Source organism: Labrenzia sp. 011, assembly GCF_003075075.1.
Classification (GTDB): Bacteria; Pseudomonadota; Alphaproteobacteria; order Rhizobiales; family Stappiaceae; genus Roseibium.
On record NZ_QCYM01000001.1, the window covers coordinates 262,088 to 287,791 of the forward strand.

Consider the following 25,704-nt stretch of genomic DNA (forward strand, 5'->3'; position numbering starts at 1 on the left):
GTTCTGCCCGGATCAGGTGAACACAAGCATGGCCAGGGGAATTGTCACAGTCGCCGCAAGGGTTTGCAGCGTTATGATTTCCCCCATCAGTTTCGCGTCGCCGCCCATCTGCCTGGCCAGCAGATAGGCGTTGCTGGCACAGGGGACCGAGCTGGCAATGATGACCACCGCAAGGGCGTCGCCGGTGACGCCGAACAGCGAGGCGAAGCCGAAGGCGAGAAGCGGCATGAGCAGGGGGCGCAGAAAGGTGCCCATGGTGAGCGCCGGACCCGGCCGGCGCAACGAGCGCAGATCGAGACCGGCTCCCACGCAGATGATCCCGATCGGCAGCGCCGCGCGCGAGAAGATTTCCAGCGTGTCGTCAACGACGAAGGGCAGGGTGATCCCGCCGAGGTTGAAGACGAGACCCGCCCCGATGGAGAGCATGAACGGATTTGTGTAGAGATCCTTCAGGATTTTCTTCGCGCTGGGCGTGGTCGTGCCGGCAAAATGCGACAGCACGAGAACGCTTGCCACGTTCAGCGGCGGGATCATGAAAACCATGGCCACGGCGAGCATGGCAAGGCCCGCTTCCCCGGCAACATTGTCGGCGATTGCGAGGGCGATCATTCCGTTCCAGCGCAGGGTGCCCTGAAATATGGATGTGAACCGATACGGGGCGATGCCCCAGATACGTTCGACGACGGGGCGGGCGGCAAGCAGGGCAAGGCCCATCAGCGTGATCGACGCCAGCAGGCTGAGGCCCATGTCGAGGGTGGGAAAGCTGTTGAAGTCGGCCTGGGCAATGATCCGGAACAGGACGGTGGGAAACAGTACGAAATAGGCGAGCCTCTCGATACCGCGCCATTGGTCGCCGGTGATCAGCCCGGTCCGGGCGATCATGTATCCGGAGGCAATCACGAGGATGACCGGTATCAGGGCGGCAAGTGTTGTCAGCATGGAGAACTATTTGCGTTGGATGGATCTGCAGTCCCCGGATTCGGCAGACGTCCGGGTCAGGCGTTTGTTGGATGGTTCAGCGTCCCAGCCCCATGAAACCGAGCCGGTCGAGAAAGCCCTGCAGGATATAGGCGGCAGCCATCTTGTCGACCACTTCCGCCCGTCTGGCACGGCTTGAATCGGCTTCCAGAAGGGTTCTGGTCACGGCTGCTGTCGACAGGCGCTCATCCCAGTAGGTGAGCGGCAGCTCCGTTTTCGGGGCCAGGTTCCGGGCGAAGGCCCGGGTTGCCTGGGCACGTGGCCCTTCGCTGCCGTCCATGTTGAACGGCATGCCCAGAACGATGCCACCGATCTTGTGCTTTGTGCAGATCTCCAGCAGCTTTTCCGCGTCCTGGGTGAATTTCTTCCGCCGGATCGTTTCCAGGGGCGAGGCGATGCCGCGTCCCAGGTCGGACAGGGCCAGGCCGATGGTCTTCGTGCCCAGATCCAGTCCGATCAGCCGGGTGTTGTCCGGGATGGCGGCTAGGAAGTCTTCCAGCGAAAGTGAGGAGTCATTTGCCATGGGGAGGCTTTATCAGGACTGCCGCATTTGATCCAGCGTGAATGCGCCTGCTGGCGTTTACACCCTGGAGGCTGCGGATTCCGGTTTCAGATAGGGATGGCCCGAGCTGCTTTTCTGCAGGTCCAGCCAGGGCATCAGGTCCTCGAGCCGCAACCCGCCGGTGAAATACCAGCCCTGCAGGCCATTTGCGCCCAGACGTGTTGCGAATGCGGCCTGATCCTCCGTTTCGATGCCTTCCGCGACGGTCTTGCATCCCAGTTTCGTCGCCATGTCGATGGTGGATGCGAGAATTGTGCGGATCCGCGGATCCACGCTTGCCCCTGCGATCAGCGAGTAATCGAGTTTCAGGTAACCGACCGGCAGGCCGGCCAGACGGGTGAGGTTCGAGTAGCCTGTGCCGAAATCGTCGATCGACACCTTGTATCCGAGTTCGTTTAGGCGCTTGAAGGTCGAAAGCGCTCCCTGTTCCGAAGTGAACATGGCATCTTCCGTCACCTCGATCTCCAGCTGCCCGCTCTCGAAACCCACCCTGGAGCGGATCGCTTCGAGCGTATCGACGAAGTCGGGGGAAATGAAATGATGAGAGCCGATGTTGACGGACATCCAGAGATCATGCCCCTGTGCCACGAGCCGTGCATGGTCGCTCATCGCCTGTCCGATGACCCATTCGCCCAGCCGGTTCATCGCATGGGAAGCCCCAAGCTGGGGAATCCAGTAATCGGGGAGAAGGCAACCGAATTCCGGATGGTTCCAGCGAAGGAGCGCCTCGACATTGACCACCTTGCGACGCGCCGTGCAGATCCGCGGCTGATAAACCAGGTACAGCCGGCCGTTTTCGATCGCTGAAATGACGTCCCGCCGGATTTCCGCCGCCGACTGCCTGTCGGTCGACGGTGAATAGATATGCGTCCGGTTCTTGCCGGCGCGCTTGGCATGGTACATGGCGATGTCCGCACGTTTCGACACCTCTTCCAGCTGCCGGCCATGCTGCGGAAACCGGGCGCAGCCGACACTGGCCGATGGCGAAATGCCGAGGTCGGCGTCGGGTGCCGAAAGGGCGGCAAGAATGGCGTCCAGAAAGACCTGGATTTTTTGCTCGGACACGAGCCCCTGGATCAGCATGATAAATTCGTCACCACCGACCCGGGCAACCAGGGGAGGCGCAAACTGACTGCCTGGTGCCGCGTCATCCAGCTGCACCCCGTCGGCCACTTTCAGGAGCCTTCGTGCGCAGGCCTTCAGATGCAGGTCACCGGCATGATGTCCATGCAGATCATTGACCTCCTTGAAGTTGTCCAGATCGATCAGCACGACGATCCCGCCACGCTCCGGATCCTGGGCCTCCTTCAGGATGGGATCGGCAACGGACTGAAGGTGGTCGCGGTTCGGCAGCCCGGTGACATGATCGCTGTAGGCAAGCCTTTCAATCTGTTCACCAGCAGACGTCATGCGGTCAACCATTGCATTGTAGCCGTCGCAGAAGTCGGCGATCTCCGTAAAGCGGATCATGCGGCTGCCTGTTTCGACCGGGGTCAGCTTCTGGTCCCGGGCACTGGTGTGGGTCGCCCGCGCCAGATCCTCGAGGGGTCTCGACAGGGATCGTGCCAGGACCATTCCGATTGCAATCGTCGCCAGAGCGGCGCCCGTGATGATGAGCAGAAGAGACGACTGGTTCTTCGCGATCTTTTCGTAGATTTCAGAGACCGGCTGGGCCACCATCACACCCCATCCGGGACCGGCTACCGAGGTGAAACCTGCGATCATCTCCCTGTTGATGGCAGGAGAGTAGAATTCCTCGATGCCGGTTTCTCCGTTCATCATGCGTCTGACGGTCGGAATCTCCGCGATGTTCATCCGGGTTTCGACCCATTCCTGCCTGGGGTGGGCGATCACTGTGCCCGAGCTGTCGACGATGACCGTATGGCCATTCTCGCCGAAAATGATGTTTTTGCTGAGGTTCTTGAAATAGTTCGGCGAGATTTCGCCGATTGCATAGTGGTGCTCCAGCTCCCGCACCAGGAAAAGGCAGATCCGATTGTCCGTCGATGCCGTGACATTTGTGAAAACCGGGCTGTCCCGCCGGGCGATCTTTTTCAGATCGGCAAACAGTGCTGGCGGTATCTGGACAAGGGCCTTGGTGCCGGGTGTCCAGACGCCGCCGTCAATCCTGCCATCGGACTTGTCGACGATGGAAACGCAGCACATGTCGAACTGGGTCAGAAGGCCGGACAGTTCCCCGGGGCTTCTGCCCTGGACCAGGCTCGAACTCACTGTCTCGAAAGCGGTGACGATGTTGCGCTGGTAGCGATCGAGCGCGAAGCCCGTCTCGCGGGCTAGAAGCAGGTGCCTGTCCTTGACCTCGGCAAATTCCCGCGAGACCGCGTCGCGATAGGACCAGATGCTGAATATGAGGGTCGGCAGCAAGGTCGCAATGAGCAAAAAGAAGACAAGATAACTACGGATCTTCAATCTGATATCCTCTCGCCGACCATCCCGGATACAGAAGTTGCCATCTTGCAATTTCAGGCGGTGTGTTTTCTAGTTTACATGGCGGTCATGCCGGCGCCAGATGCGGCAAGTCCTTGAAGTCGTTTCGTGAGAGCCTAGCAAAAACACCCGAATGATGACATCGCAAAACTTCGAACGGTCATTTGCCGGGGGAACCCGGTCGGCAGCCGCCAGGTCTGAACAGAGGTGACGTGAACAAATGAAACTCACATGGTACGGCCATTCCGCCTTCAAGATCGAGATCGAGGGCGCGTCCATCCTGATGGATCCGTTCCTGACGGGAAACCCGTCGTTTCCGGACAGCCTGAGCGTCGATCGAGTGGCGGACGGGGTGACACATGTCATCCTGACCCACGGACACGATGATCACATTGGCGATTCCATCGATATCCTGAAGAAAACCGGCGCACAGCTGACTGCGAATTTCGAGATCTGCATGTGGGCGAGCCGTCAGGGCATCGAGAATTTCAGTCCCATGAACACCGGCGGCAAGGTGGATGCGGGACCTTTCAGGGTCGCGCTGACGCGGGCGGATCATTCTTCCTCCATGCAGACCGACGGGGAGGCGATCTACCTGGGCAATCCGCATGGCGTGATTGTCGAGGCGCCCGGCGAGAAGGTGCTCTATCATATGGGAGACACCGACATCTTTTCCGACATGGCCCTGATCAACGAGATCTACCGGCCGCGGATCGGCCTGGTTCCCATCGGAGACCGGTTCACCATGGGGGCCGCAACGGCGGCAATGGCCTGCAGCCGGTATTTCGACTTCGAGGCGATCCTGCCCTGCCATTTCGGCACCTTTCCGGTTCTCGACCAGACGTCGGACGCATTTGTCCGGGCGCTTGGCGAGGCTTCCGGCACGGTGAAGACGATTGCCCCCGGAGACAGTATCGACGTATGAGAGTGGACCGCCCGGAAGGCTTGCGGGCTTTCCGGGCACAAGCCAATTCGGAAGAGACCATCATGTCCTGGACCAGATTACCCATCTGCCTTGGTTTTGCACTGCTGCTTGCGGGGGCATCCGCGACGGCGGCCGACAAGTCGATCACGCCCGACGGCAAGCCGGCTCCCTCCCAGCCTTCGGCCAAACCCGGTTCCAGGGCGGCACGCGATGCGGAGGCGGCGGCGAAGACCCCTTACGACAAGACGGAGGACGTGTTCTCCGGCAACGAGACCATTGCCGGAGAAAAGATCGCCTTTCCGCAGAACGATCCCTCCGTCAAGGCGATGATCGTCACGATGGAGCCGGGCGAAGTCACCCAATGGCACCAGCATCACGCGCCTCTTTTCGCCTATGTGCTGGAAGGCGAGGTCACCGTGACCTACGAGGCGATCGGCAAGAAGGTCTACCGGGAAGGCGAAGGCATTCTGGATGCCATGGATGTGACCCACCGGGGAGAAAACACGGGGACGGTGCCCGCGCGCATTCTCACCGTTTTCCTGCTCGGTGACGGAGGCAAACCGGTGGTTCTGGAAGATGCGCCGGGTACGGATAAAGCCAAGGTGGAATAAGCACTTCCGGCCAGAAATGGTGCCGTGTGAATGCGTGGTGCCCGTATTGATTGTGGGCAAGAGGGTAGGAAACACTGTCCTTCGTGACGTCGGGAACTGGCCAAAAATATATGAAATTCCTTGTTCTCATGAAAAACTGACTTAAGGTTATATTACGGTCGCCAGAAAGGGGCTTCGATCCCGGTCTCAATCCTGAGTGGTGTCTGTATGTGACCATAAAGTTGGGAGGTTTTCATGAGCCATTTTCTGCTTCCGCCACGTTTGAGCGCGGCGGTCCTGGGGCTGGTGGCGGCATTTGCCACTGCCACTGTCCCTGGCACGGCATCCGCGCAAGATACCGAAAAGCCGAATATCCTGGTGATCTGGGGCGATGATATCGGTACCTGGAATATCAGCCACAACAACCGTGGCATGATGGGCTACAGGACACCCAACATTGATCGCATTGCCGATGAAGGTGTCGCCTTCACCGATTACTATGCCCAGCAGAGCTGCACGGCGGGCCGGGCAGCCTTTATCGGCGGCAATGTGCCGGTGCGCACCGGCATGACCAAGGTCGGTCTGCCCGGTGCCGAGCAGGGCTGGCAGGAAACCGATGTCACCATGGCGGCAGTTCTGAAGTCTCAGGGATATGCCACGGGTCAGTTCGGCAAGAACCATCAGGGCGACCTTGATGAACATCTGCCGACCAATCACGGTTTCGACGAGTTCTTCGGCAACCTCTATCATCTCAATGCGGAGGAAGAACCGGAAAACAGGGACTATCCCGGCGACATGGTGCTTGCCAACGGCAAGACGTTCAAGGAGCAGTTCGGACCGCGCGGCGTGCTGCACACCTGGGCGAACGAGGACGGAACGCAGCGGATCGAGGATACGGGCGCGCTCACAAAGAAACGCATGGAAACCGTGGACGACGAGTCCGTCGCCGAGGCCAAGCGCTTCATTCGTGAGGCCGTTGAGGAGGGGACGCCCTTTTTCGTGTGGTGGAATGGCACCCGCATGCATTTCCGCACCCATGTGAAGGAAGAGCACGTCGGCATCTCCGGTCCGAGCGGCGACAATTATCACGACGGCATGATCGAACATGACATGCATGTCGGCGAGCTGCTGGATCTGCTCGACGAACTCGGCATCGCCGATAATACGCTCGTGATGTACTCCACCGACAACGGGCCGCATTACAATACCTGGCCGGATGCCGGCACAACGCCGTTTCGCAGCGAGAAGAATTCCAACTGGGAAGGCGCCTACCGCGTTCCGGCCTTCGTTCGCTGGCCGGGCGTGTTTCAGTCCGGCGTGACCTTGAACGGCATCGTCGCCCATGAGGACTGGCTGCCGACCTTTGCCGCCGCTGCCGGTGCGCCTGATATCAAGGAGGAACTGAAAGACGGCGTCGAGCTGATTGGCAGGACCTACAGGAACTACATCGACGGCTACGACATGAGCGCCTATCTGAAGGGCGAAGCGGAAGACTCTCCCCGTCATGAATTCTGGTATGTCAACGACGATGGGCAGATCGTTGCGGCCCGTTACGACGACTGGAAAGTGGTGTTCCTGGAAAATCGCGGCCAGGCGTTCGGTGTCTGGCAGGAACCTTTCACCGAGTTGCGTGTCCCGGCCATATTCAACTTGCGCCGCGATCCCTTCGAAAAGGCCCAGCATAACGCCAACACCTATTTCGACTGGTTGCTGGACAGGGTCTTCGTGATTGTCCCGATCCAGGCACTGGCGTCCCAGTTCCTGCAAACCATGCAGGAATATCCGCCGAGCCAGTCACCCGGTTCCTTCAACCTGTCGGCGATCGAAGAGAAACTGAGATCCGGAATGGCCGGGAGCAACTGATCCGGCAAGGGGCAATCGATACCGGAGGCGTCTGGTCATGGGCCTTGACTGCCTCCGGTTCACATCCGGGTGGAGGGAAATGATGTTCAGATTATTCACGGTGGCGGCCGCCATTCTGATGACGACCGCGGCAGGGAAGGTGCTGGCAGACCCGTTGCCGTCCTGGAAACCCGGAGACTCCAAATCGGCCATTGTCGAATTCGTGGAAACAGTGGCCACACCGGGAGGGGACGGCTACGTCGATCCGTCGGAGCGAATTGCGGTTTTCGACAATGACGGCACCTTGTGGTCGGAGCAGCCTGCCTATTTTCAGATTTTCTATACGCTCGACAAAGTGAAGGAACTGGCGAAAGCCGATCCCTCCCTGGTGGAAAACAGTGCCGCCGTGAAGGCAGCTGTGGACGGCAATCTGGAAGCGCTGATGGCAGATGACCACAAGGGTCTTCTGGAGGTTCTCGCCATGTCCCATTCCGGCATGACGACGGATATGTTCAAATCGTCCGTCGCTGACTGGCTGGAAACCGCCCGGCACCCGGAAACAGGCGTACGCTACGATCAAATGATCTATCAACCGATGCTTGAGCTTCTCTCCTATCTCCGCGAGAACGGCTTCAAGACCTATATCGTCTCCGGCGGAGGGATCGATTTCATCCGGGTTTTTTCGCAAAAGGCCTATGGTATTCCGCCGGAACAGGTTGTCGGGTCCAGTATAAAGGCGGAATTTCAGCTGGATGGTGCTGCCGCTAATACGTTGAAACTGCCGGAGCTGTTTTTCTTTGACGACAAGGCGGCCAAGCCGGTTGCCATCAATCACCACATCGGCAGGCGTCCGGTTTTTGCCGCTGGAAACTCCGACGGGGACCTCCAGATGCTGCAATATGCGACTTACCGCGAAGAAGACGAAGGTTTTGCCCTGATCGTGCATCACACGGACGCGGACCGGGAGTGGGCCTATGACCGCGAGTCCGATATCGGCCGGTTGGACAAGGCGCTTGACGAGGCCGGAGAGCATGGCTGGACCGTTGTCGACATGAAGGAAGACTGGCGCACGGTGTTCCCCTTCGAACTTGCAGATGGCAGGTAACGGGATGCCGTCTTCATCCGCACTTGTTCTGGTGCTCGCAGGGATCGGCTTTTGCGCGTCCTCCGCCCTTGCCGATGGTGATTTCGTGCGGATCGAAGGCGGCACGTTCCTGATGGGCTCGCAAAGCCACTATCGGGAAGAGCGCTTTGAGCATGAGGTTACCGTTGCGCCGTTTCTGATCAGGACGACGGAGGTTACCAATGCCGATTTCGCGGCATTCGTGAAAGCGACGGGCTATGTGACGACGGCCGAGAAGGATCTGGACCCCGAGGAGCATCCGGCCTTTTCCGGAGATCTGCTCAAGGCCGGATCGATGGTTTTCGCCCAGCCGTTGCAGCAGGTTGATCTGAACGATTTCCGTCACTGGTGGCGGTATGTTCCCGGCGCGGACTGGCGTCATCCGCAAGGTCCGGAAAGTTCCATCGACGGCCTGGAAGACCATCCCGTCGTTCAGGTGTCCCCCGATGATGCCAGGGCCTATGCGCGCTGGGCCGGCGGACGTCTGCCGACCGAGGCCGAATGGGAATTCGCCGCCCGTGGCGGTCTCGACGGGGCCGACTACACCTGGGGCGAGACCTACGATCCTTCACAGGGCTGGAAGGCAAATACCTGGCAGGGCGTTTTTCCGTCGATCGATACCGCCGAAGACGGCTATCACGGTTCGGCCCCTGCGGGGTCTTTCGAGCCGAACGGATACGGCCTCTACGACATGGCCGGAAATGTCTGGGAGCATGTCGCCGACTGGTGGGTGCCCGGTCACCCGAACAAGGCCGCGACGGATCCGTCGGGGCCGCCTGTCGAACTTGCCGCGCAATTCGCCCATGAAGCCGTGGGGCCAATGCATGTGGTCAAGGGGGGATCCTGGCTCTGTGCCCCGTCCTATTGTCTGCGCTATCGCCCGTCCGCCCGCCAGCATGCCGAACGCAGTCTCGGCTCCAACCACATCGGTTTCCGGATCGTGCAGGATGTGGAATAGGGCAGCGCCGGACGGTCCCGTGCCACATATGCGCCTACGCGCAGGCAACGACCTGACGGGTCCATTTCCCGTCACTCGGCCGGGGGAGCGGAAAACCGGGGTCCTTTCCCGATTGCCGCTGCCGATTACAGCCTGTTGAGCAATGCGGGGGTCGGCCAGGCATCCGCGGGCATGCCGAGCTTCTGCTGCACCTGCTGAACGGCCGCGCGGGTTCCCGATCCCAGAATGCCGTCGATCTTGCCGACATCGTACCCCATGCTCTTGAGCCTGGTCTGAAGCTGTTTCATCTGGGCGTCGTTCAGGCCCGGCTCCGGATTTCCCGCATTGTAGACCGGCGCCCCGGCCAGCCGGGTGGCGAAATAGGCGGCGGTGGTCGTGTAGATGAACGACTGGTTCCATTCCAGGTAGATATTGTAATTCGGATAGGCGAGGAAGGCCGGACCCTTGCGTCCCTGCGGCAGCAGCAGGGAGGCCGGCAGGTTGGGGGAAATCTTGCCCCAGCGCGACTTCACCCCGAGGGATGCCCATTGCGCGCCGGTTCTGGTCTTGCCCAGCCCGGTCGCCGCCCAGTCCAGGTTCTGCGGCACGGTCACTTCCTGGAGCCAGGGTTCGCCCCGGCGCCAGCCCAGATGATGAATGAAGGCACCGGCGGTCAGGATCGCGTCGGCGGCGCTTTCCTTCAGCTTGACATGACCGTCGCCGTCGCCGTCCTTGCCGAACTTGATGATGTCCTCGGGCAGCATCTGCACCATGCCGATCTCACCGGCCCAGGCACCGGTGGTGCGCTGCGGATCGAGATCACCATGCTGGACCATTTCGATGGCCGCGATGAGCTGCGGTCGGAAGAGGTGCGGGCGGCGGCAGTCATGGGCGAGTGTCGCCAGCGCATTGACCGTGTTGAAGTCTCCCTGAACCGCGCCGAAGTCGGTCTCAAGCGCCCAGAAGGCGGTAATGACGGGCGCGGGCACACCGTATTCCCGCTCGGTGCGCTGGAAGATGCCGGCGTATTTCTTCATGTTCGCGGCGCCGTTTTTCATGCGGTAGCCGGAAATGACCCGTTTGGAAAAGTCCAGGAAGGTCAGCTTGAAGACGCCCTGTGCCCGGTCGCGCGAAAGCACCTTCCGGTCGATCTGCGCTCCTGCCAGCGTTTTGTCGGCAGCCCGTGCGGAAAGGCCCTTGGCAACGGCTTCCTGTTTCACGCCCGCCAGAAACTGGCGGAAATCGCCGCCGCATTGCTGGGCAAGGGCAGGGGAACCGGCAAGGAAAAGACCGGTGAGAGCGGCAGCGGCAAGCCGGGGGGAAAAAAGCGCGCGGCGGGTCATGAAAAGTCCTGTCGTCATTGAGCCTGTGAAAAGGAAATGCCTTTCCTGAAATCGGCCACAGTTGACTTCGCTTCGCCCGCAAGGTCAACCGCACTCGGGTCCTGCAGTGGCGTCTTCCACCATGCGATCGCCTTGCGATGTCCGGTTACTGGCAGTTTCCGAAACCGGAACCGGCGGTGATGCTTCCGTCGGGGGTTTTTCTCAAGGGGGCATCGACGGTGACCGAGGACCTGCAATCGGCGTTCGGGGCGCCCAGGTTCGGCGATGGATAGAGCGGGGCTGCATTCACGCCGGAGGTCTGCTGCTGGCACATCTGGTAGGCCGTGTCATAGAGCGCCTGCCAACCGCCGGGCATGGATCCGAGATTGTCCATGACACCGAGCGCGGCGCCGGCACGGGCACCGCGATGCGCTCCCGAAGGGCCTCTCCACGCGCCGCCGGCAACGGCTCCGGTCATGCCGCCGTCCACCGCATCGCCCACGACATCTCCGCTGCCCATGTGGGTGTTGGCATAGTCGGTGGCATAGGTCACGCAATCGGTGCCATCCGCAAGAGAGGGTAAGCACGCTGCTCCCTGGGCGAGGAAGGCGATGACGGTCAGGCCGGTGGTTCCGGGGTAGGGCATGGTCCGTCTCCTGCACGCGGGCTCCGGCGCCATCATCACCGGTCCTTGAAGGCATGGCCGTGCCAAAGGCGGCACGATAACCTGCAAAGAATATCCGGCCGGGCTTAAAAAACCTCTACCCGAGCCGGTCGAATTCAATCGGCCGGCGTGGTCCTTTCCAGGAATTTCTCGCCGACAAAGCCGGTTTGCCCGTCATGTTGTATGGCGCACCACCACGCTCCGCATTCCCCGACACGGATCTCCGCACCTGCCGGGAGGACAGCAAGGATTTCCGCGTTCTTGTCCGCCGACTGCCTGAGGTTCACGGCTGAGGCAATGCGGCCGGTCGTTGTAAAGGAGGGATCGGCACCGGAAGCCTTCGGGGCGGCGGCGTTCGCGGAGCTGTCTTCGGCTTGCGGAACGTCGCGAACCTCCTGAGCCGTCTGCTCTTGCGTGCCGGACTCGGCCGTGGCGTCCGGTTGCGCAACGGCTTCGGTGGCAGCGGCGAGAGCCGGGGGATCCTGCGGGCGGTGTTGGACGGTGGCGGCCGGGGCGGCAATCCGGCGCGGGTCCAGCCGTGCCTGTATCTTGCCTTGCGAGAGGCCGGTTGCGCCGCTTGCCTCTGCCGGTCCGGTCTGTGTTCCGGCCGTCACACCCTGGGCCGCGAAGGCTTCGCGCAGCTGTTCCTTGGCTCTGGCGATCTGTAGCTCCTCGGCATCGTCCGAACGTGCCGCATCCGCAGGCGCAAGGTCAGGCGTGGTGTCGGATAGTGCGGGCAGGCTGGACTCGATCAGGCTTTCCAGTGTCGGCTCCACCGCGATGGGCTGTGCCGCACCTTCACGGGAGCTGACCTGCCCGGTGGCAAACAAACCGGACTTTGCGAGGGCGATCGCGCCACCGCCAAAGACAATGAGCACAAGCGTGCTGGCGATCAGTGTTTTGAGCCTGGGCCCCTGGTGTCCCGGTGCGGACGAAGGAAGCTCGTCAAGTGTCATGCCCGCGATTTCCTCGTTCGGGGCCGGGGTCTGATCTTCCTCAAGCGAGCGCTCAAAAACCTCCGGAGTTGCAGTTGCACTGTTTTCCCTGCGGAACGACGGCTTCGGGGCGCGGAGCGTTTCCCGGCCTGTCTCCGCCGCTGCCGCGTGTCTGCGCAGAACCTTTTCCGCAAGGTCAAGGGGAACCCGGCCTTTGTCGGTTCTGGCACCAGCCGTCGCGGGCGGGCGGATTTCGACCAGCCGCAGATCGCTTCGCGTCGCGGGCAGAGGGTGTTGTTCCGGATCGTGGCTTGGAAAGGGGTCGCAAGTGGTGGCTGGCGCGGAAAAGGAATACATGTGGCCCTCCTGCTGTATCTGCGTTTCTGGGCATGCCCGGAGCGGTCGTCTTTTCGACGGAACCATTAATCTCCGTCAATACGCCGGGACACGGGCCGCAATGCGGCAGCTCCAAGGAAATTTTGCGAGAATGTGACATGGAGAGGATCCGGATTGCCCCGTTTGCAAAAGCCTAACCAGTCTTTGCCATGATCGGGAGAGAATCATTTGCTGACGGCGCACGCAGACAATGGCTGAAGCCCCCGCTTTCGCGAGATCTCGCGGCAGGAAGCTTCCGGAATAGCAGGTCGATCTGGAGCCGCTGCTGCAACTGGAATGAATGGACAAGACACCATGAAACGCTGGATCTTCGGACTTTTCACCCAGGCGGGCACTCTGCTGGCCGGTCTGTGTCTGACCTGTCAGATTGGGGTCTCGCAGGAGGTGCAGGAGCTGAAGATCGGCCTGATGGCCACGTTGTCTGGTCCCGCGGCAGTCTACGGCGAGCATATGCGCGACGGGTTCCTGCTGGCCGTCAAGCAGGCCCATGGAGCGCTCGGCGGCCTGCCCACCAATGTCCTGGTGGTCGACGACAAGCTTGATCCGGACCATGCCGTCCGGCAGGTGACCAAACTGATCGAGGAAAACGGCATCGATATCATGGTCGGCGTCAATTTCTCGAAGGTCATGCTGGCGGTTCATGACCCGGTGGTGCGATCGAAAACCCTCTTCATCGGCACCAATTCCGGCCCGGCGCCGATTGCCGGACGCAATTGCAGCCGCTACTTCTTTTCCATTGCCTCCCAGGACGACCAGGTGCATGAGACCATGGGCCGGTATGCGAGCCTGAAGGGTTACCAGCAGGTCGTCACGATTGCCCCAGATTATGAAGCTTCCCGGGATGCGGTGGCCGGATTCCGGCGCCATTTCAAGGGACAGATCGCCCGGGAGATGTTCACCCGGATGGGACAGACGGACTTTTCGGAAGAATTCGCACAGATCGAGGAAATCGCACCGGATGCGATCTATGCCTTCATGCCGGGCGGCATGGGGGTGGAACTCGTCAAGCAGTTTCACGGATCGGGCCTCAAGGGCATCATTCCGTTCCTGTCCGCCCATACGATCAACGCGGTGACCTTGCCCTATACCGGGGAAATGGCCGAAGGATTGTTTTCCGCCTCCCACTGGGCGCCGAATCTGGACAATCCCGCCAACAAGCGTTTCGTGCGCGATTTCGGCAGGGAATATGAATACCAGCCATCGGTTTATGCCGCACAAGGGTATGATGCCGCCAGGCTCATTCACTCCGCGCTCGAACTGACCGGAGGCATCAAGGACCAGGAAGCCCTGGTCTCCGCCATCGGCGCGGCGCCCTTCGAAAGCGTGAGGGGCGACTTTCGCTTCAACTCCAACCAGTTTCCGATCCAGGACTTCTATCTGGTCGAAGGGGTGAGGCGCACCAGCAAGCTCTATGAAATGGAAGCGATCGCACGGGTGTTTGACGATGTCGGCGATGCTTATGCAGGCTCCTGCCGGATGTGATGCCGTCACGGCACATCGTGCTGTTCCCGAGTTTTGAAACGATCAGTCCGAAACCGGATGTGCCTCTCTTGCATTCCGGACCGGACGGTCCATATCAACATCATGTCCAACGCCTTGTCCCCACAGAACCTGCCTGACTCAAGACCTCCCGGCCCGGGGCGGCCGCGCAACTTCGATGAAGCTGTTGCTCTGGAAGCCGCGATGAATATCTTCTGGCGGAAGGGGTTCGAGGCAACCTCGCTGGACGACCTGACCAAGGCCATGGGCCTCAGCCGGTCCAGTTTCTACGGTGCCTTCGGAGACAAGCAGGCCCTGTTCCTGCGGGCGGTGGAGCACTATTCCAGCAACGGAATCCGGAACCTGAGAGACGTCGCGGAAACCGCGGAAGGTAACGCGATCGACGCGATGATGCAGGCCATCTCGGATCCGCACGGCGGATCGAAGGGGTGCCTGCTGGTCAACTGCATCACGGAACTCGCGCCGCATGACGAAAAGGTCGCCGAAATCGGGCGCCGCCATCTGGAAACCATCGAGGAAATTTTCTCGAAGGCAATCGATCCGCACAATCCGGACGCCGTACGCGACCGGGCGCGTGCCTATTCATCGCTTGCCATCGGAACCCTTGCGCTGCGCAAGGCCGGAATTCCGGCTGAACGCATCGCCGAGACCCTGAAACAGGCCCGAACGATCCTTTCTCCCTGAGAAGCGTTCCGGAGCCTGTCTCGTCACCAAACCCGGGCAATCACATGCCCGATTATGGACTGATTGATCCATAATTTTGTCAACAGACCCAATGACAGCCGAAAGGATTTGTCCATGTCAGACGCAAAATTGTTTTCTCCGGCAAAGGCCGGCGCCATCGAGCTGAAAAATCGCGTGGTCATGGCACCGCTGACCCGCAACCGGGCTCGCGCCGAAGACGACGCGCCCCATGATTTGCACGTGGAATATTACCGTCAACGGGCCGGGGCAGGGCTGATCGTCACCGAAGGGTCGCAGATCTCCCCCCAGGGCAAGGGCTACGCCTGGACCCCGGGCATCTATTCCCAGGCCCAGATCGAAGGCTGGAGGAAGGTGACCGACGCTGTTCACGAGCAGGGCGGCAAGATCGTCATACAGCTCTGGCATGTCGGCCGGATCTCCCATCCGGTGCTTCAGCCCGGAGGCGTGGATCCGGTCGCGCCCTCTGCAATCGCCGCGAATTCAAAGACCTTCGACGGCACACAGTTTATCGCGACCCCGACGCCGCGGGCTCTGGAGGCCGCCGAGATCCCGGCCATCGTCGAGGATTTCGCGAAGGCGACCGAAAATGCCCGCAAGGCCGGTTTCGACGGCGTCGAGATTCATGGTGCGAACGGATATCTTGTCGACCAGTTTCTGCGCGACGGGGCCAACAAGCGCGACGATGCCTACGGCGGTACCGTGGAAAAACGCATGCGTTTCCTCAAGGAAGTTCTGGATGCGGTGACGGGGGCATGGAGCGCCGACCGTGTCGGCATTCGCCTGAGCCCCTTCTCGAACGCCAACGACATCACCGACAGCAATCCGCAAGAAACATTCTCCCATGCAATCAGGCTGGTGAACACCTATGAGCTGGCCTATCTCCATCTTGTCGAAGGTCAGACGGGTGGCCCGCGCGACATTCCGCAAGGCTGTGACCTCGCGGCGCTCTATGCGCTCTTCGACGGCGCCAGAATGGGCAACAACGGCTATGACCGGGCTTCCGCCATCGAGGCCGTCGAAAGCGGCACGCTGGATCTCGTGGCCTTCGGTCGCGCGTTCATAGCCAATCCGGATTTCGTCGAACGGCTGAAAAGAAACGCGCCTCTCAACGAGCCCGACAGGGATACATTCTACGGCGGCGGCGAGAAGGGTTATACGGATTATCCCACTCTGGCGGAAAGTTCCCTCGCAGCTCAGTAGGCCCGAACCAGTCCGTTTCAGTCCGCCCGACATCCACCCCTCCGGGGCGGTCTGAAACACGGCCGGTGCAGGCGGGTGTCTGCACCGGCTGTCGTCGTCCGGCATCCCGCCGGCAAGGCGACTGAGCGCGGAAGTCAACCGTACCGCAGCGTACACTTTTTGCCTATTCAGACCTTTCGTTCTGCCCCGAAACCTGTCAAACCGGATGGCAGATCAAAACGGGCGCGGACGCATGCTCTGCTTCGGCTGGAAACGGACCGCCGGAGTGTGCGGCATGCCTGCAAATCGAGGGAGAAACGACGATGCCCCCTTATCGTTCCAGAACATCCACCCATGGCCGCAACATGGCCGGCGCGCGCGGCCTGTGGCGTGCGACGGGCATGAAGGATGGCGATTTCGGCAAGCCGATCATCGCGATCGCCAACTCCTTTACCCAGTTCGTGCCGGGCCATGTACACCTGAAGGACCTCGGTCAGCTCGTGGCCAGGGAAGTGGAAAAGGCCGGCGGCGTCGCCAAGGAGTTCAACACGATTGCCGTCGATGACGGCATCGCCATGGGCCATGACGGCATGCTCTATTCGCTGCCGTCTCGTGAAGTGATTTCCGACGCCGTCGAATATATGGTCAACGGCCATTGCGCCGACGCCCTGGTGTGCATTTCCAATTGCGACAAGATCACGCCGGGCATGCTGAATGCCGCCATGCGGCTGAACATTCCGGTGGTCTTCGTTTCCGGCGGTCCGATGGAAGCCGGCAAGGTGGTGCTTGAAAACGGCGTTGAAAAGGCGGTCGACCTGGTCGATGCCATGGTCGCCGCCGCCGACGACCGTATGTCCGCCAACGATGTCCTTACGATGGAACAGAATGCCTGTCCCACCTGCGGATCGTGCTCGGGCATGTTCACGGCCAATTCCATGAACTGCCTGACAGAGGCGCTGGGGCTGGCCTTGCCGGGCAACGGCTCGACGCTCGCCACCCATGCGGACAGGGAGCGCCTGTTCGTCGAGGCCGGCCACCTGATCGTCGATCTGGCCAAACGCTATTACGAGCAGGACGATGAAAGCGTCCTGCCGAGATCGATCGCGAACTTCAAGGCGTTTGAAAACGCCATGACCCTCGACATCTCCATGGGCGGGTCCACCAACACCGTCCTGCACCTGCTCGCCGCCTCCTATGAGGGCGAGGTCGGATTCACCATGGACGACATCGACCGGCTGTCCAGAAAGGTGCCGGTCCTGTGCAAGGTCGCTCCGGCGATCGAGAACGTCCACATGGAAGACATCCATCGGGCCGGCGGAATCATGGGCATTCTGGGAGAACTGGACCGGGCAGGGCATCTGCACTCCGATCTGCCGACCGTACATGCCGCGACCATGAAAGAGGCGCTTGCACGTTGGGACATCCGCCAGACCAACTCCGAAAGCGTGCACACGTTCTTCAAGGCCGCGCCGGGCGGCGTGCCGACGCAGGTCGCCTTCAGCCAGGACCGCCGCTGGGACGAACTGGATCTCGACCGCAAGTCCGGGGTCATCCGCGATGCGGACCATGCCTACAGCAAGGATGGCGGTCTGGCCGTGCTCTACGGCAACATAGCCGAAGACGGCTGCGTGGTGAAAACCGCCGGTGTCGATGACAGCATCCTGACCTTCTCCGGCCCGGCCCGTATCTTCGAGAGCCAGGACACTGCGGTCTCCGCGATCCTGACGGGCAAGGTCAAGGCCGGCGACGTGGTGTTGATCCGCTACGAAGGCCCGCGCGGCGGTCCGGGTATGCAGGAAATGCTCTACCCCACCAGCTATCTGAAATCCAAGGGACTGGGCAAGGCCTGCGCGCTGATCACCGACGGCCGCTTTTCCGGCGGTTCCTCGGGGCTTTCCATCGGCCATATCTCGCCGGAAGCCGCCGAGGGAGGCGCGCTCGGTCTCGTGGAGGAAGGCGATCTGATCGTTATCGACATTCCCAACCGTGTCCTCAAGGTCGATCTCTCCGACGAGGAACTTGCACGTCGCCGGGCGGCGATGGAGTCAAAGGGGAGCGATGCCTGGAAGCCGGTCGAAAAACGCAAGCGCAAGATAACGACCGCGCTTCGGGCCTATGCCAAACTGACGACCAGCGCGTCCAAGGGTGCTGTCCGGGTCGTCGATTAGGCTATCCGGAATGTCTGGACGAAGAGGCGGGCCTGATCCCGCCTCTTTTTTATGGCGACCGTTTCTGGAAACCGTCGCGATCCGGCATGTCCGGAAAATGTTCTCCTGATGAATTATTGAGCGCGCACATGCGCGAAAATTCATCTTGTTTGTCTTCATTAAGATCCTGCCAGCTCAAATACAGAAGTTGAAACATGTGGTTGGTGATGTTTGTCCGCGAGTGAAATACTTGTGTGAGTGCCAAGAAAGTAGGCATAATGAATTCGCGAAAAACATAGTCAAAATTAGCAAGATAGAATTAACCTCTGCGCGAAATCATGTGCCCGGTTCGTATTTGCAGGGTAATTTTATGATGATGCGGTCGGTTGTCGCTGGAACCGTTTTTGGCGTTGCGGGAATACTTTCCGGAACGGTTCAGGCGTCCGAAGCGGTGGAGACCGTGACCGGTCATGAAAAGCTCGACATGGTCTGGGTGCTGTTCGCCGCAGGACTGGTCTTGCTGATGCAGGTCGGCTTCATGCTGCTGGAGGCCGGTCTTGTCCGCTCCAAGAACTCGATCAACGTTGCCCAGAAAAACCTGCTCGACCTGGCGGTCTCCGTCCTGATCTTCGCCGGTTTCGGTTTTGCCTTCGCCTTCGGAGCGGGAGGCAACGGCTTCGTCGGCTTTGATACCCACCTTCTCGGGCTTTCGGATCTCGATCCCTGGGAGCTTACCGTCTTTGCCTTTCAGGTCATGTTTTGCGGAACGGCGGCGACCATCATTTCCGGTGCTGTTGCCGAACGCATGCGCCTGTCGGCCTATGTCTGGTGCTCAGTTCTGACCGCAGGCCTGATTTACCCTGTCTTTGCCCATTGGGCATGGGGGACTGCCCTTTATGCCGACGCAACGGCAGTTCTGGGCAATGCCGGTTTCGTGGATTTTGCCGGGTCAACCGTGGTGCATGGCACCGGCGCCTGGATTGCCCTCGCCGCCTGCGCATTGCTCGGGCCAAGGATCGGCCGGTTCGGCAAGGACGGCAAGCCGTTCCGAATCCAGGGGCACAGCGCGGTGCTGGCGACCTCCGGTGCATTGATCCTGTTTGTCGGCTGGCTGGGGTTCAATGGCGGTTCGACGCTCGCCGCATCCTGGGACGTGCCGGCAATCCTGACCAATACGGTGCTCGCCGCTGCGGCGGGGACAGCGGTCGGCTATTTTCTCGGTCGCTGCAAAGACAAGTATATTCTGCCTGAAAACTCCATCTCCGGGCTGCTGGGCGGCCTCGTGGCCGTCACCGCCGGGTGCCACATCCTGACGCCGGCCGGTGCCATGATCGTCGGCGGGCTTGGCGGCACTGTCGCAATCCTCGGTGCCGTCTTTGTGGAGCGCATCCTGAAGATCGACGATCCAGTCGGCGCCATCAGCGTTCACGGATTTTCCGGCGTCGTGGGCACGCTGGCCCTGTCTCTTCTGGCTCCTGTGGAGCTTTTGCCGCTTGGCGCGAGGGGCGCGCAATTCGCCGTTCAGCTCGGTGGTGTGGTTGCCTGTTTTGCCTGGTGTTTCGGCGGCGGATGGCTTCTTCTGTCGCTTCTCAACCGCCTGCAGCCCATGCGGCTGGATGCCGTGAGTGAAGACCTGGGCCTCAATGAAGCCGAACACGGAACCCGCCTCGGGATCGGTCATGTGGAAGACGCGCTCGACCGGCTGATTGCCGGCAAGGCGGATCTTTCCATGCGCCTCGATGTTTCCAGGGGGGACGACTCGGAGCGGCTGACACGCCTGTTCAATGCGCTCATGGACACGGTCCAGAATGAGGAACAGGCGCAGAACCGCGTGGCGGACGCCAAGCGGACCCGTGAGGAGGCGGAGCGGCTGTCTGCTCTTGCAAACGCTACCTTCGACGCCATCGTGATCTCTGTCGACGGGCGCATCCTGGATGGCAACAAGACCTTCGAGGATCTCATCGGATACGGCATGGACGAGCTGGAAATGCGCGGCCTCTACGAATTCGTGGACAATGAGCTGGCCGGCACCCTGGAAGAGCATCTGGTCCGGGCCGAGAAGGAGCCGAGGGAAGTGACCCTGATCAACCGGAGCGGTGAGCATGTTCCTGTTGAAATCCGCACGCGGGTCATCTCCTACCGCGGGATCCCGACGCGGGTGTCCGCGCTTGTGGACCTGCGTGAGCGCAAGAAGGTCGAGGCGCAGATCCTGCATCTGGCCCAGCACGACCCGCTCACCGACCTGCCCAACCGGGTCGTTTTCAATGCGGAGATGAGGCAGGTGATCGGCAAATGCGCACGGAGCGGCCATACGGCCGCGCTTCTGCTTGTTGATCTGGACAAGTTCAAGGATATCAACGACCTGCATGGTCACCCGGTGGGCGACACCGTCATCCGCATCACCGCGGATCGCCTGAGAAAATACAGCCGCAGTTGCGATACCGTTTCCCGCCTGGGCGGCGATGAATTTGCCATCATCCAGAACAGTATTCAGTTCATCAATCAGGCCGAAGACATGGCCATGCGGCTGGTTCGGGCCCTGTCTGAACCGATCGACTGCGGCCAGGGGCTCGTTCTCAAGCCAACAGCCAGCATCGGCGTATCGTTGATGAGGGGCGGAGACGACCCGGATCAGGTCATCTCGAACACCGATATTGCCCTTTACAACGCAAAGAACCGGGGCCGCAACACCTACTGCCTGTTCCAGTCCGGGATGGGGGACGAGGTGCGCCAGCGCCGGGCTCTGGAAAAGGATCTGACCGCAGCGCTTTCGGGAGACGAATTCGAGCTGTATTTCCAGCCGCGCATGAATCTTTCCACCTGCAGGATCGACAGCTACGAGGCGCTGATCCGCTGGCATCATCCCGAGCGGGGCCTGATCAGTCCGGCCGAGTTCATTCCGGTTGCGGAAGCATCCGGCCAGATCATTTCGATCGGCAAATACGTCCTGTCCGAGGCCCTGCGTATGGCCTCCACGGCCATCACCGCGTCGAATATCAGTCTGAATGTCAGTCCGGTTCAATTCCGCGACAGGGACTTCGTTGACGACGTTCAGCGGGTCATCGAGAATTCCGGTGTGCCGCCGGAACGGATCGAACTCGAAATCACCGAAAATACCCTGATCGAAGACGACGCCCGGGCGCTTTCCATTCTCACGCGGCTCAAGAAAATCGGCGTGAAGATCGCGCTGGATGACTTCGGCGTCGGCTATTCCTCGCTCAGCTATCTGAGCCGGTTTCCTTTCGACTGCATCAAGATCGACCGTTCCTTCGTGAGCGAGGCCCGGGGCAATTACGGATCTCTCGCGATCATCGAAACCGTGGTGCGTCTCGGCAAGGCACTCAACATGCGTGTCGTCGCCGAGGGCGTGGAAGACACGGAAAAGCTGCTGCTTCTGGCGCAGCATGGCTGTCATGAGGTGCAGGGCTTCCTGATCGGCAGGCCTGCCCCGGTGGACCGGCTCCTGCGGCAGGTTCCGGCCGAGGTTCAGGAGGCTCTGGACATTCAGAAATTCACTGGTGTGTCGAATTTCGAGCCGGCCACACCCAAGAATCTGGCGAGCTGACGTCTCAGGCGGTCGGGTGAGCGAAAACGTGGTGCCCGCCGAATTCCAGAGAACATGCCTGCCGGTGGATCAGTTCACCTGGGTTTCCGGCAGGGGGATCAGCATGGTCCGCCCCAGCACGTCCGCCGGATCCTGAATTTCGGGCACCTGATTGCAGTCCGTGGCGTCAATCCGTTCTTCCGAACCGGTTTCCTTCAGATTCGCGCAAATCGGAATGGCCGCCTGGCGGGTCCCCTTCACGGCCTCGGCGATGACATCCTGCATCGACCCGTCAGTCGCCTGCAGGGCCAGCGCCAGATGTTTGGCGAAGAGCGAGATGGTCCTGTCGGCGGAGTAATTGGCCACCTGGCCGGAGCCGGAGGACGACACGAGGGCCTCGGGCCGTCCCTTGAGGTCGACCGAATGGCCGTCCAGAAGATGCAGATTGACCGCGTGAGAGTTGTTCGTGTCGAGAATGAGTATGACTTCAGCCGCCGGAATCGTATGGATCATCGCGGCAAAGGCAGAGGTGGAGATCCAGGTTCCCTCGCTGATCGCCTGACCGGCCGTTTCCGGTCTCTGGCCGGACCAGAGTTCAAGGACATAACCGGACTGATCCGTCGCCGGATCCGTATCGTCCTTGCCGAGCGGAACATTGGCGTAAATGATCAGCCGGTCGGAGGGGCCGAGCCGGCTTGCAAGCTCGGTGGCCTTGCGCTTGAGAGCGGCGGCGCTCGCACCTTCGTTGATGAGCTGATGGGTATTGTCGGGACCCGCATCGACCCTGGGTGCCAGGGATGTCACGACCTTTTCGAGACTGTGCTTGCAGACCTCCAGGGATTGCGGATTCCACGGGGGGCAATTGCCGATGCCGAGTATGTGATTTTCCAGGTCCGCTGTTCCCTCGGCCCGCGAAGAGGAGGGCCAGAGAGCAAGGACAATCAGCAGCCCTGCGGCGTGCAGGGTCCGCAGCAGCTGTGCGTGCCGGCGCGCAAATCCTTTGCGGTTCCGTTGCGCGTTTCCGCTCATCCTGTCTCCCCGGGGTGTGTTGTCGAAGTTGTCTCCCGCTAGCAGGATCCACCTACACTATTACTTGTCCCCTGAAATCCGGTTAAATGCAGCTTCGATAATCCATAGAACGCCGTCGTGAATTGTTAATCAACTTTATTTTCCGGGAACTTGGCCTTGCGGTCGGGGAGGGGGTAAAAGACCACTCGTGAGGTCCAGAAAACAGCTGTTGAACTGCCGACTTCGTACGCAGTGACTTCCGGCGGAGGAAGCGGAACGCCGGGAGGCAGGCGGAACGGTTGTACGCCCCGCAACGCGGGGGGCCGCGCCTTGAGGCGCGGCCGACCCTGTTGGCGGGAGCGACCTAGATGGCCTCCGCCATCCGATGGGTCGAGACCAGCCGGGACACGACGTTCTCGATGATCTTGTGACCGGCTTCCTTGTCGAGCGACATGATCGATTCCGGATGGAACTGGACCGCCGCGATCGCTTCCTTCTGGTGTTCGATCGCCATGACCACACCATCCTCCGTCTCGGCCGTCACGCGCAGGTCGCCGGGCAGGGTGTCGCGTTTGGCATAGAGGGAGTGATACCGGCCGACGACGACAGGTGCTTCCAGCCCGTCGAACAGCACGGAACTGTCCGCAATTTTCACCGGCGAAGGTTTGCCGTGCATCGGTATGTCGAGCTGTCCGAGTTCGGCACCGAAATATTCCGAGAGCGCCTGCAGGCCCAGGCAGACACCGAAGATCGGCAGGGCCCGGGCCCGGGCCCGGCCGATGGTTGCCGTGCAGTCGAAATCCGTCGGTTTGCCGGGGCCGGGTGACAGGACCACAAGATCCGGGTTGACGTCATGGAAAACATGATCGGCCACGGGCGTGCGGTAGGTGACCACATCGGCGCCGGTCTGGCGGAAGTAATTGGCAAGCGTGTGCACGAAGCTGTCTTCATGATCCACCAGAAGGATCTTCATGCCCTTGCCGGGTTTGCGCTCCACCTGCTTGTCGAGCGCCCTGGTGGCCAGACCGGCTTCGCGCACGGCTGCGCGCATGGCTTCCGCCTTGAGTTCGGTTTCCGCTTCCTCGTCTTCTGGAACACTGTCGTAGAGCAGCGTCGCACCGGCGCGGATCTGGGCCGTGCCGTCCTTGATGCGCACGGTTCTCAGTGTCAGGCCGGTGTTCATGTCGCCGTTGAAGAGAACGGCGCCGATGGCGCCGCCATACCAGGCGCGCGGGGATTTTTCGTGATCCTCGATGAACTGCATCGCCCAGCGTTTCGGCGCACCGGTGACCGTGACCGCCCATGTATGCGACAGGAACGCGTCGAGGGCATCCATGTCCTCGCGCAGGATCCCCTCGATATGGTCGACAGTGTGGATCAGGCGGGAATACATCTCGATCTGGCGGCGTCCGATCACCTTGACCGAGCCCGGCACACAGACCCGGCTCTTGTCGTTGCGGTCGACGTCAGAGCACATGGTCAGTTCCGCTTCGTCCTTGGCCGAGTTGAGAAGCTTGCGGATCTGCGCCTCATCCTCGATGGCATTCTTGCCGCGGCGGATGGTGCCGGAGATTGGGCAGGTTTCCACCCGCCGTCCCCCGGTCACCCGTACATACATTTCCGGTGACGCGCCGACGAGATACTCATTGTTGCCGAGATTGAAGAAGAAGGAATAGGGGGAGGGATTGATCTGCGACAGGCGCCGGCAGACGGCGGAAGGCGGATTGGCGCAGGGCTCGTAGAAGGTCTGGCCCGGCACGGTCTCGAACAGGTCGCCGCGGCGGAAATAGTCCTTGGCCTTCTCCACCAGCTTTGCGTATTCCCCCGGCGCATGGTCGCCGCGTCCCGGATCCGAACTGGCGGGCGCATACGGGTGCACCTCGCCCGTCCGCTCCAGTCCCCGCGTGGTCTTGCCGTTCACGACAAAGTCATATTCCAGCACATGGGCGCGCTTGCCGTGATGGTCGACAATCAGGATCTCGTCCGGAAGGAACAGCACGACGTCGCGCTGATCGTCCGGACGCTGCAGTTTCAGGTCGATCTGCTCGAACTGAAAGGCGACATCATAGCCGAAGGTTCCGTAGAGCCCGAGCTGATCGTCGTCGCAGGCGAACAGCTCCTTCAGGGCGCGCACGATGGAGAAGGTCGAAGGCTGGCGCGAGCGCTCCTCTTCGTTGAAAAGCCGGTCCGGTTTCCTGACCGTCAGATTGATCCGTCCATCCGTTGCCTCGAAGGTCTCGATATCCGCATGGAACTTCAGCGCATCGACGATGGCGGGCAGGAGGATCCGGCCACGATCGTTCAGCGTCCGGATCTCCACCCGTCGGTCGGCGGCTTCCAGAACCAGCGGCGGATTGACGATGGCCATATCCCAGCGGGTGTAGCGTCCTGGATATTCGTAGGACGAGGCCAGGACCGCGCCGAGTTCGCCGTCCAGCCGGTCGATCCACTCGGACGTTCCGGTTTCGTAGTCGGAAGGGCGTGACGTGCGCAGGATGGTGATCCCGCCATGGGTTTCAAAGGTCTGGTCTGCCGGCGCCGACATGGTTCTTCTGGTCCCGTACTGGTGGCCGCGTTGCGATGGGATGGCGGCCTTATAATGCACCAAGGCCGCCAGCGGTATCCCGCGGCGGCCTTTGGTTTGATCTGTGATCCATTCAAAGCATGACTGATCGTCGGCCGCCTATTTTGCGCCGCGCCACCACCATGCTGCTTTCAGGATCATGTTCATGAAAAAAGGGATAACGGAACAGGAGAGCGATGGCAATGGTCATCTGCCGGCAAATCTTTGCGTCCACTGCGTCGAAACGTACCGGCAGGCGGCTTGCGGGGGAGGCGTTGGCGCACTCCGCCGGTCCTCCCGTGCAATTTGCCCTTGCCAACCTGGCCCTCTACCCTT

18 protein-coding genes are annotated in these 25,704 nt (G+C 60.9%); 10 read left to right on the forward strand and 8 right to left on the reverse strand.

The window, feature by feature from the left end:
- Positions 1 to 12: 12 nt before the first annotated feature.
- The 3 genes from DCO57_RS01215 to DCO57_RS01225 form a co-directional block, all read right to left on the reverse strand.
- Complete coding sequence (locus DCO57_RS01215; RefSeq protein ID WP_116697024.1) at positions 13 to 939, reverse strand: AEC family transporter; 927 nt, start codon at positions 937 to 939, stop codon at positions 13 to 15.
- 76 nt (positions 940 to 1,015) lie between these two features.
- Positions 1,016 to 1,501 carry a Holliday junction resolvase RuvX gene (gene ruvX, locus DCO57_RS01220; protein WP_116697025.1) on the reverse strand — a complete coding sequence of 162 codons (486 nt, stop codon included), beginning with the start codon at positions 1,499 to 1,501 and terminating at the stop codon, positions 1,016 to 1,018.
- Positions 1,502 to 1,558: 57 nt separating this feature from the next.
- Positions 1,559 to 3,970 (reverse strand): EAL domain-containing protein, encoded by a 2,412-nt coding sequence (locus DCO57_RS01225; RefSeq protein ID WP_133192606.1) that lies wholly within the window; start codon positions 3,968 to 3,970, stop codon positions 1,559 to 1,561.
- 238 nt (positions 3,971 to 4,208) lie between these two features.
- Here DCO57_RS01225 and DCO57_RS01230 point away from each other — a divergent pair, with 238 nt between their 5' ends.
- The 5 genes from DCO57_RS01230 (at position 4,209) to DCO57_RS01250 (ending at position 9,426) form a co-directional block, all read left to right on the forward strand.
- A complete protein-coding gene (locus DCO57_RS01230; RefSeq protein ID WP_116697027.1) occupies positions 4,209 to 4,913 on the forward strand; it encodes a metal-dependent hydrolase in 705 nt (234 codons plus the stop codon).
- Between the two features lie 62 nt (positions 4,914 to 4,975).
- Entirely contained in the window at positions 4,976 to 5,524 is a 549-nt protein-coding gene (locus DCO57_RS01235) for a cupin domain-containing protein (RefSeq protein WP_116697324.1), read from the forward strand.
- 234 nt (positions 5,525 to 5,758) lie between these two features.
- Positions 5,759 to 7,366, forward strand: a complete 1,608-nt coding sequence (locus DCO57_RS01240; protein WP_116697028.1) for an arylsulfatase — start codon at positions 5,759 to 5,761, stop codon at positions 7,364 to 7,366.
- A gap of 82 nt (positions 7,367 to 7,448) precedes the next feature.
- Complete coding sequence (locus tag DCO57_RS01245) at positions 7,449 to 8,450, forward strand: HAD family hydrolase (protein WP_116697029.1); 1,002 nt, start codon at positions 7,449 to 7,451, stop codon at positions 8,448 to 8,450.
- Between the two features lie 4 nt (positions 8,451 to 8,454).
- Positions 8,455 to 9,426, forward strand: coding sequence for a formylglycine-generating enzyme family protein (locus DCO57_RS01250; protein ID WP_116697030.1), 972 nt, complete (start codon positions 8,455 to 8,457; stop codon positions 9,424 to 9,426).
- Positions 9,427 to 9,551: 125 nt separating this feature from the next.
- Here the strand turns inward: DCO57_RS01250 and DCO57_RS01255 are convergent, their stop codons facing one another.
- The 3 genes from DCO57_RS01255 to DCO57_RS01265 form a co-directional block, all read right to left on the reverse strand.
- Positions 9,552 to 10,748 (reverse strand): lytic murein transglycosylase, encoded by a 1,197-nt coding sequence (locus DCO57_RS01255; RefSeq protein WP_116697325.1) that lies wholly within the window; start codon positions 10,746 to 10,748, stop codon positions 9,552 to 9,554.
- 145 nt (positions 10,749 to 10,893) lie between these two features.
- A complete protein-coding gene (locus DCO57_RS01260) occupies positions 10,894 to 11,373 on the reverse strand; it encodes a hypothetical protein (protein WP_116697031.1) in 480 nt (159 codons plus the stop codon).
- A gap of 134 nt (positions 11,374 to 11,507) precedes the next feature.
- On the reverse strand, positions 11,508 to 12,683 hold the full coding sequence (locus DCO57_RS01265; RefSeq protein WP_165814594.1) for an SH3 domain-containing protein: 1,176 nt from the start codon (positions 12,681 to 12,683) through the stop codon (positions 11,508 to 11,510).
- Between the two features lie 333 nt (positions 12,684 to 13,016).
- Between DCO57_RS01265 and DCO57_RS01270 the strand changes: the two genes are divergently transcribed.
- The 5 genes from DCO57_RS01270 (at position 13,017) to amt (ending at position 21,818) form a co-directional block, all read left to right on the forward strand.
- The gene (locus tag DCO57_RS01270; protein ID WP_116697326.1) at positions 13,017 to 14,204 is read left to right on the forward strand and encodes an ABC transporter substrate-binding protein; all 1,188 of its coding nucleotides are present in this window, start codon (positions 13,017 to 13,019) and stop codon (positions 14,202 to 14,204) included.
- Between the two features lie 201 nt (positions 14,205 to 14,405).
- Positions 14,406 to 14,906: a TetR/AcrR family transcriptional regulator gene (locus DCO57_RS01275; protein ID WP_244287852.1), complete on the forward strand. Its 501-nt coding sequence runs from the start codon at positions 14,406 to 14,408 to the stop codon at positions 14,904 to 14,906.
- 114 nt (positions 14,907 to 15,020) lie between these two features.
- On the forward strand, positions 15,021 to 16,127 hold the full coding sequence (locus tag DCO57_RS01280; RefSeq protein ID WP_116697033.1) for an alkene reductase: 1,107 nt from the start codon (positions 15,021 to 15,023) through the stop codon (positions 16,125 to 16,127).
- A gap of 302 nt (positions 16,128 to 16,429) precedes the next feature.
- Complete coding sequence (gene ilvD, locus DCO57_RS01285) at positions 16,430 to 18,274, forward strand: dihydroxy-acid dehydratase (protein WP_116697034.1); 1,845 nt, start codon at positions 16,430 to 16,432, stop codon at positions 18,272 to 18,274.
- A 349-nt stretch (positions 18,275 to 18,623) separates the two neighbouring features.
- Positions 18,624 to 21,818: an ammonium transporter gene (gene amt / locus DCO57_RS01290; RefSeq protein WP_208977725.1), complete on the forward strand. Its 3,195-nt coding sequence runs from the start codon at positions 18,624 to 18,626 to the stop codon at positions 21,816 to 21,818.
- 69 nt (positions 21,819 to 21,887) lie between these two features.
- Here amt and DCO57_RS01295 read toward each other — a convergent pair whose 3' ends face one another.
- Positions 21,888 to 22,826, reverse strand: coding sequence for a hypothetical protein (locus DCO57_RS01295; RefSeq protein WP_208977726.1), 939 nt, complete (start codon positions 22,824 to 22,826; stop codon positions 21,888 to 21,890).
- A gap of 343 nt (positions 22,827 to 23,169) precedes the next feature.
- Entirely contained in the window at positions 23,170 to 25,350 is a 2,181-nt protein-coding gene (locus DCO57_RS01300) for an anthranilate synthase component I (RefSeq protein ID WP_116697035.1), read from the reverse strand.
- Positions 25,351 to 25,704 lie beyond the last annotated feature (354 nt).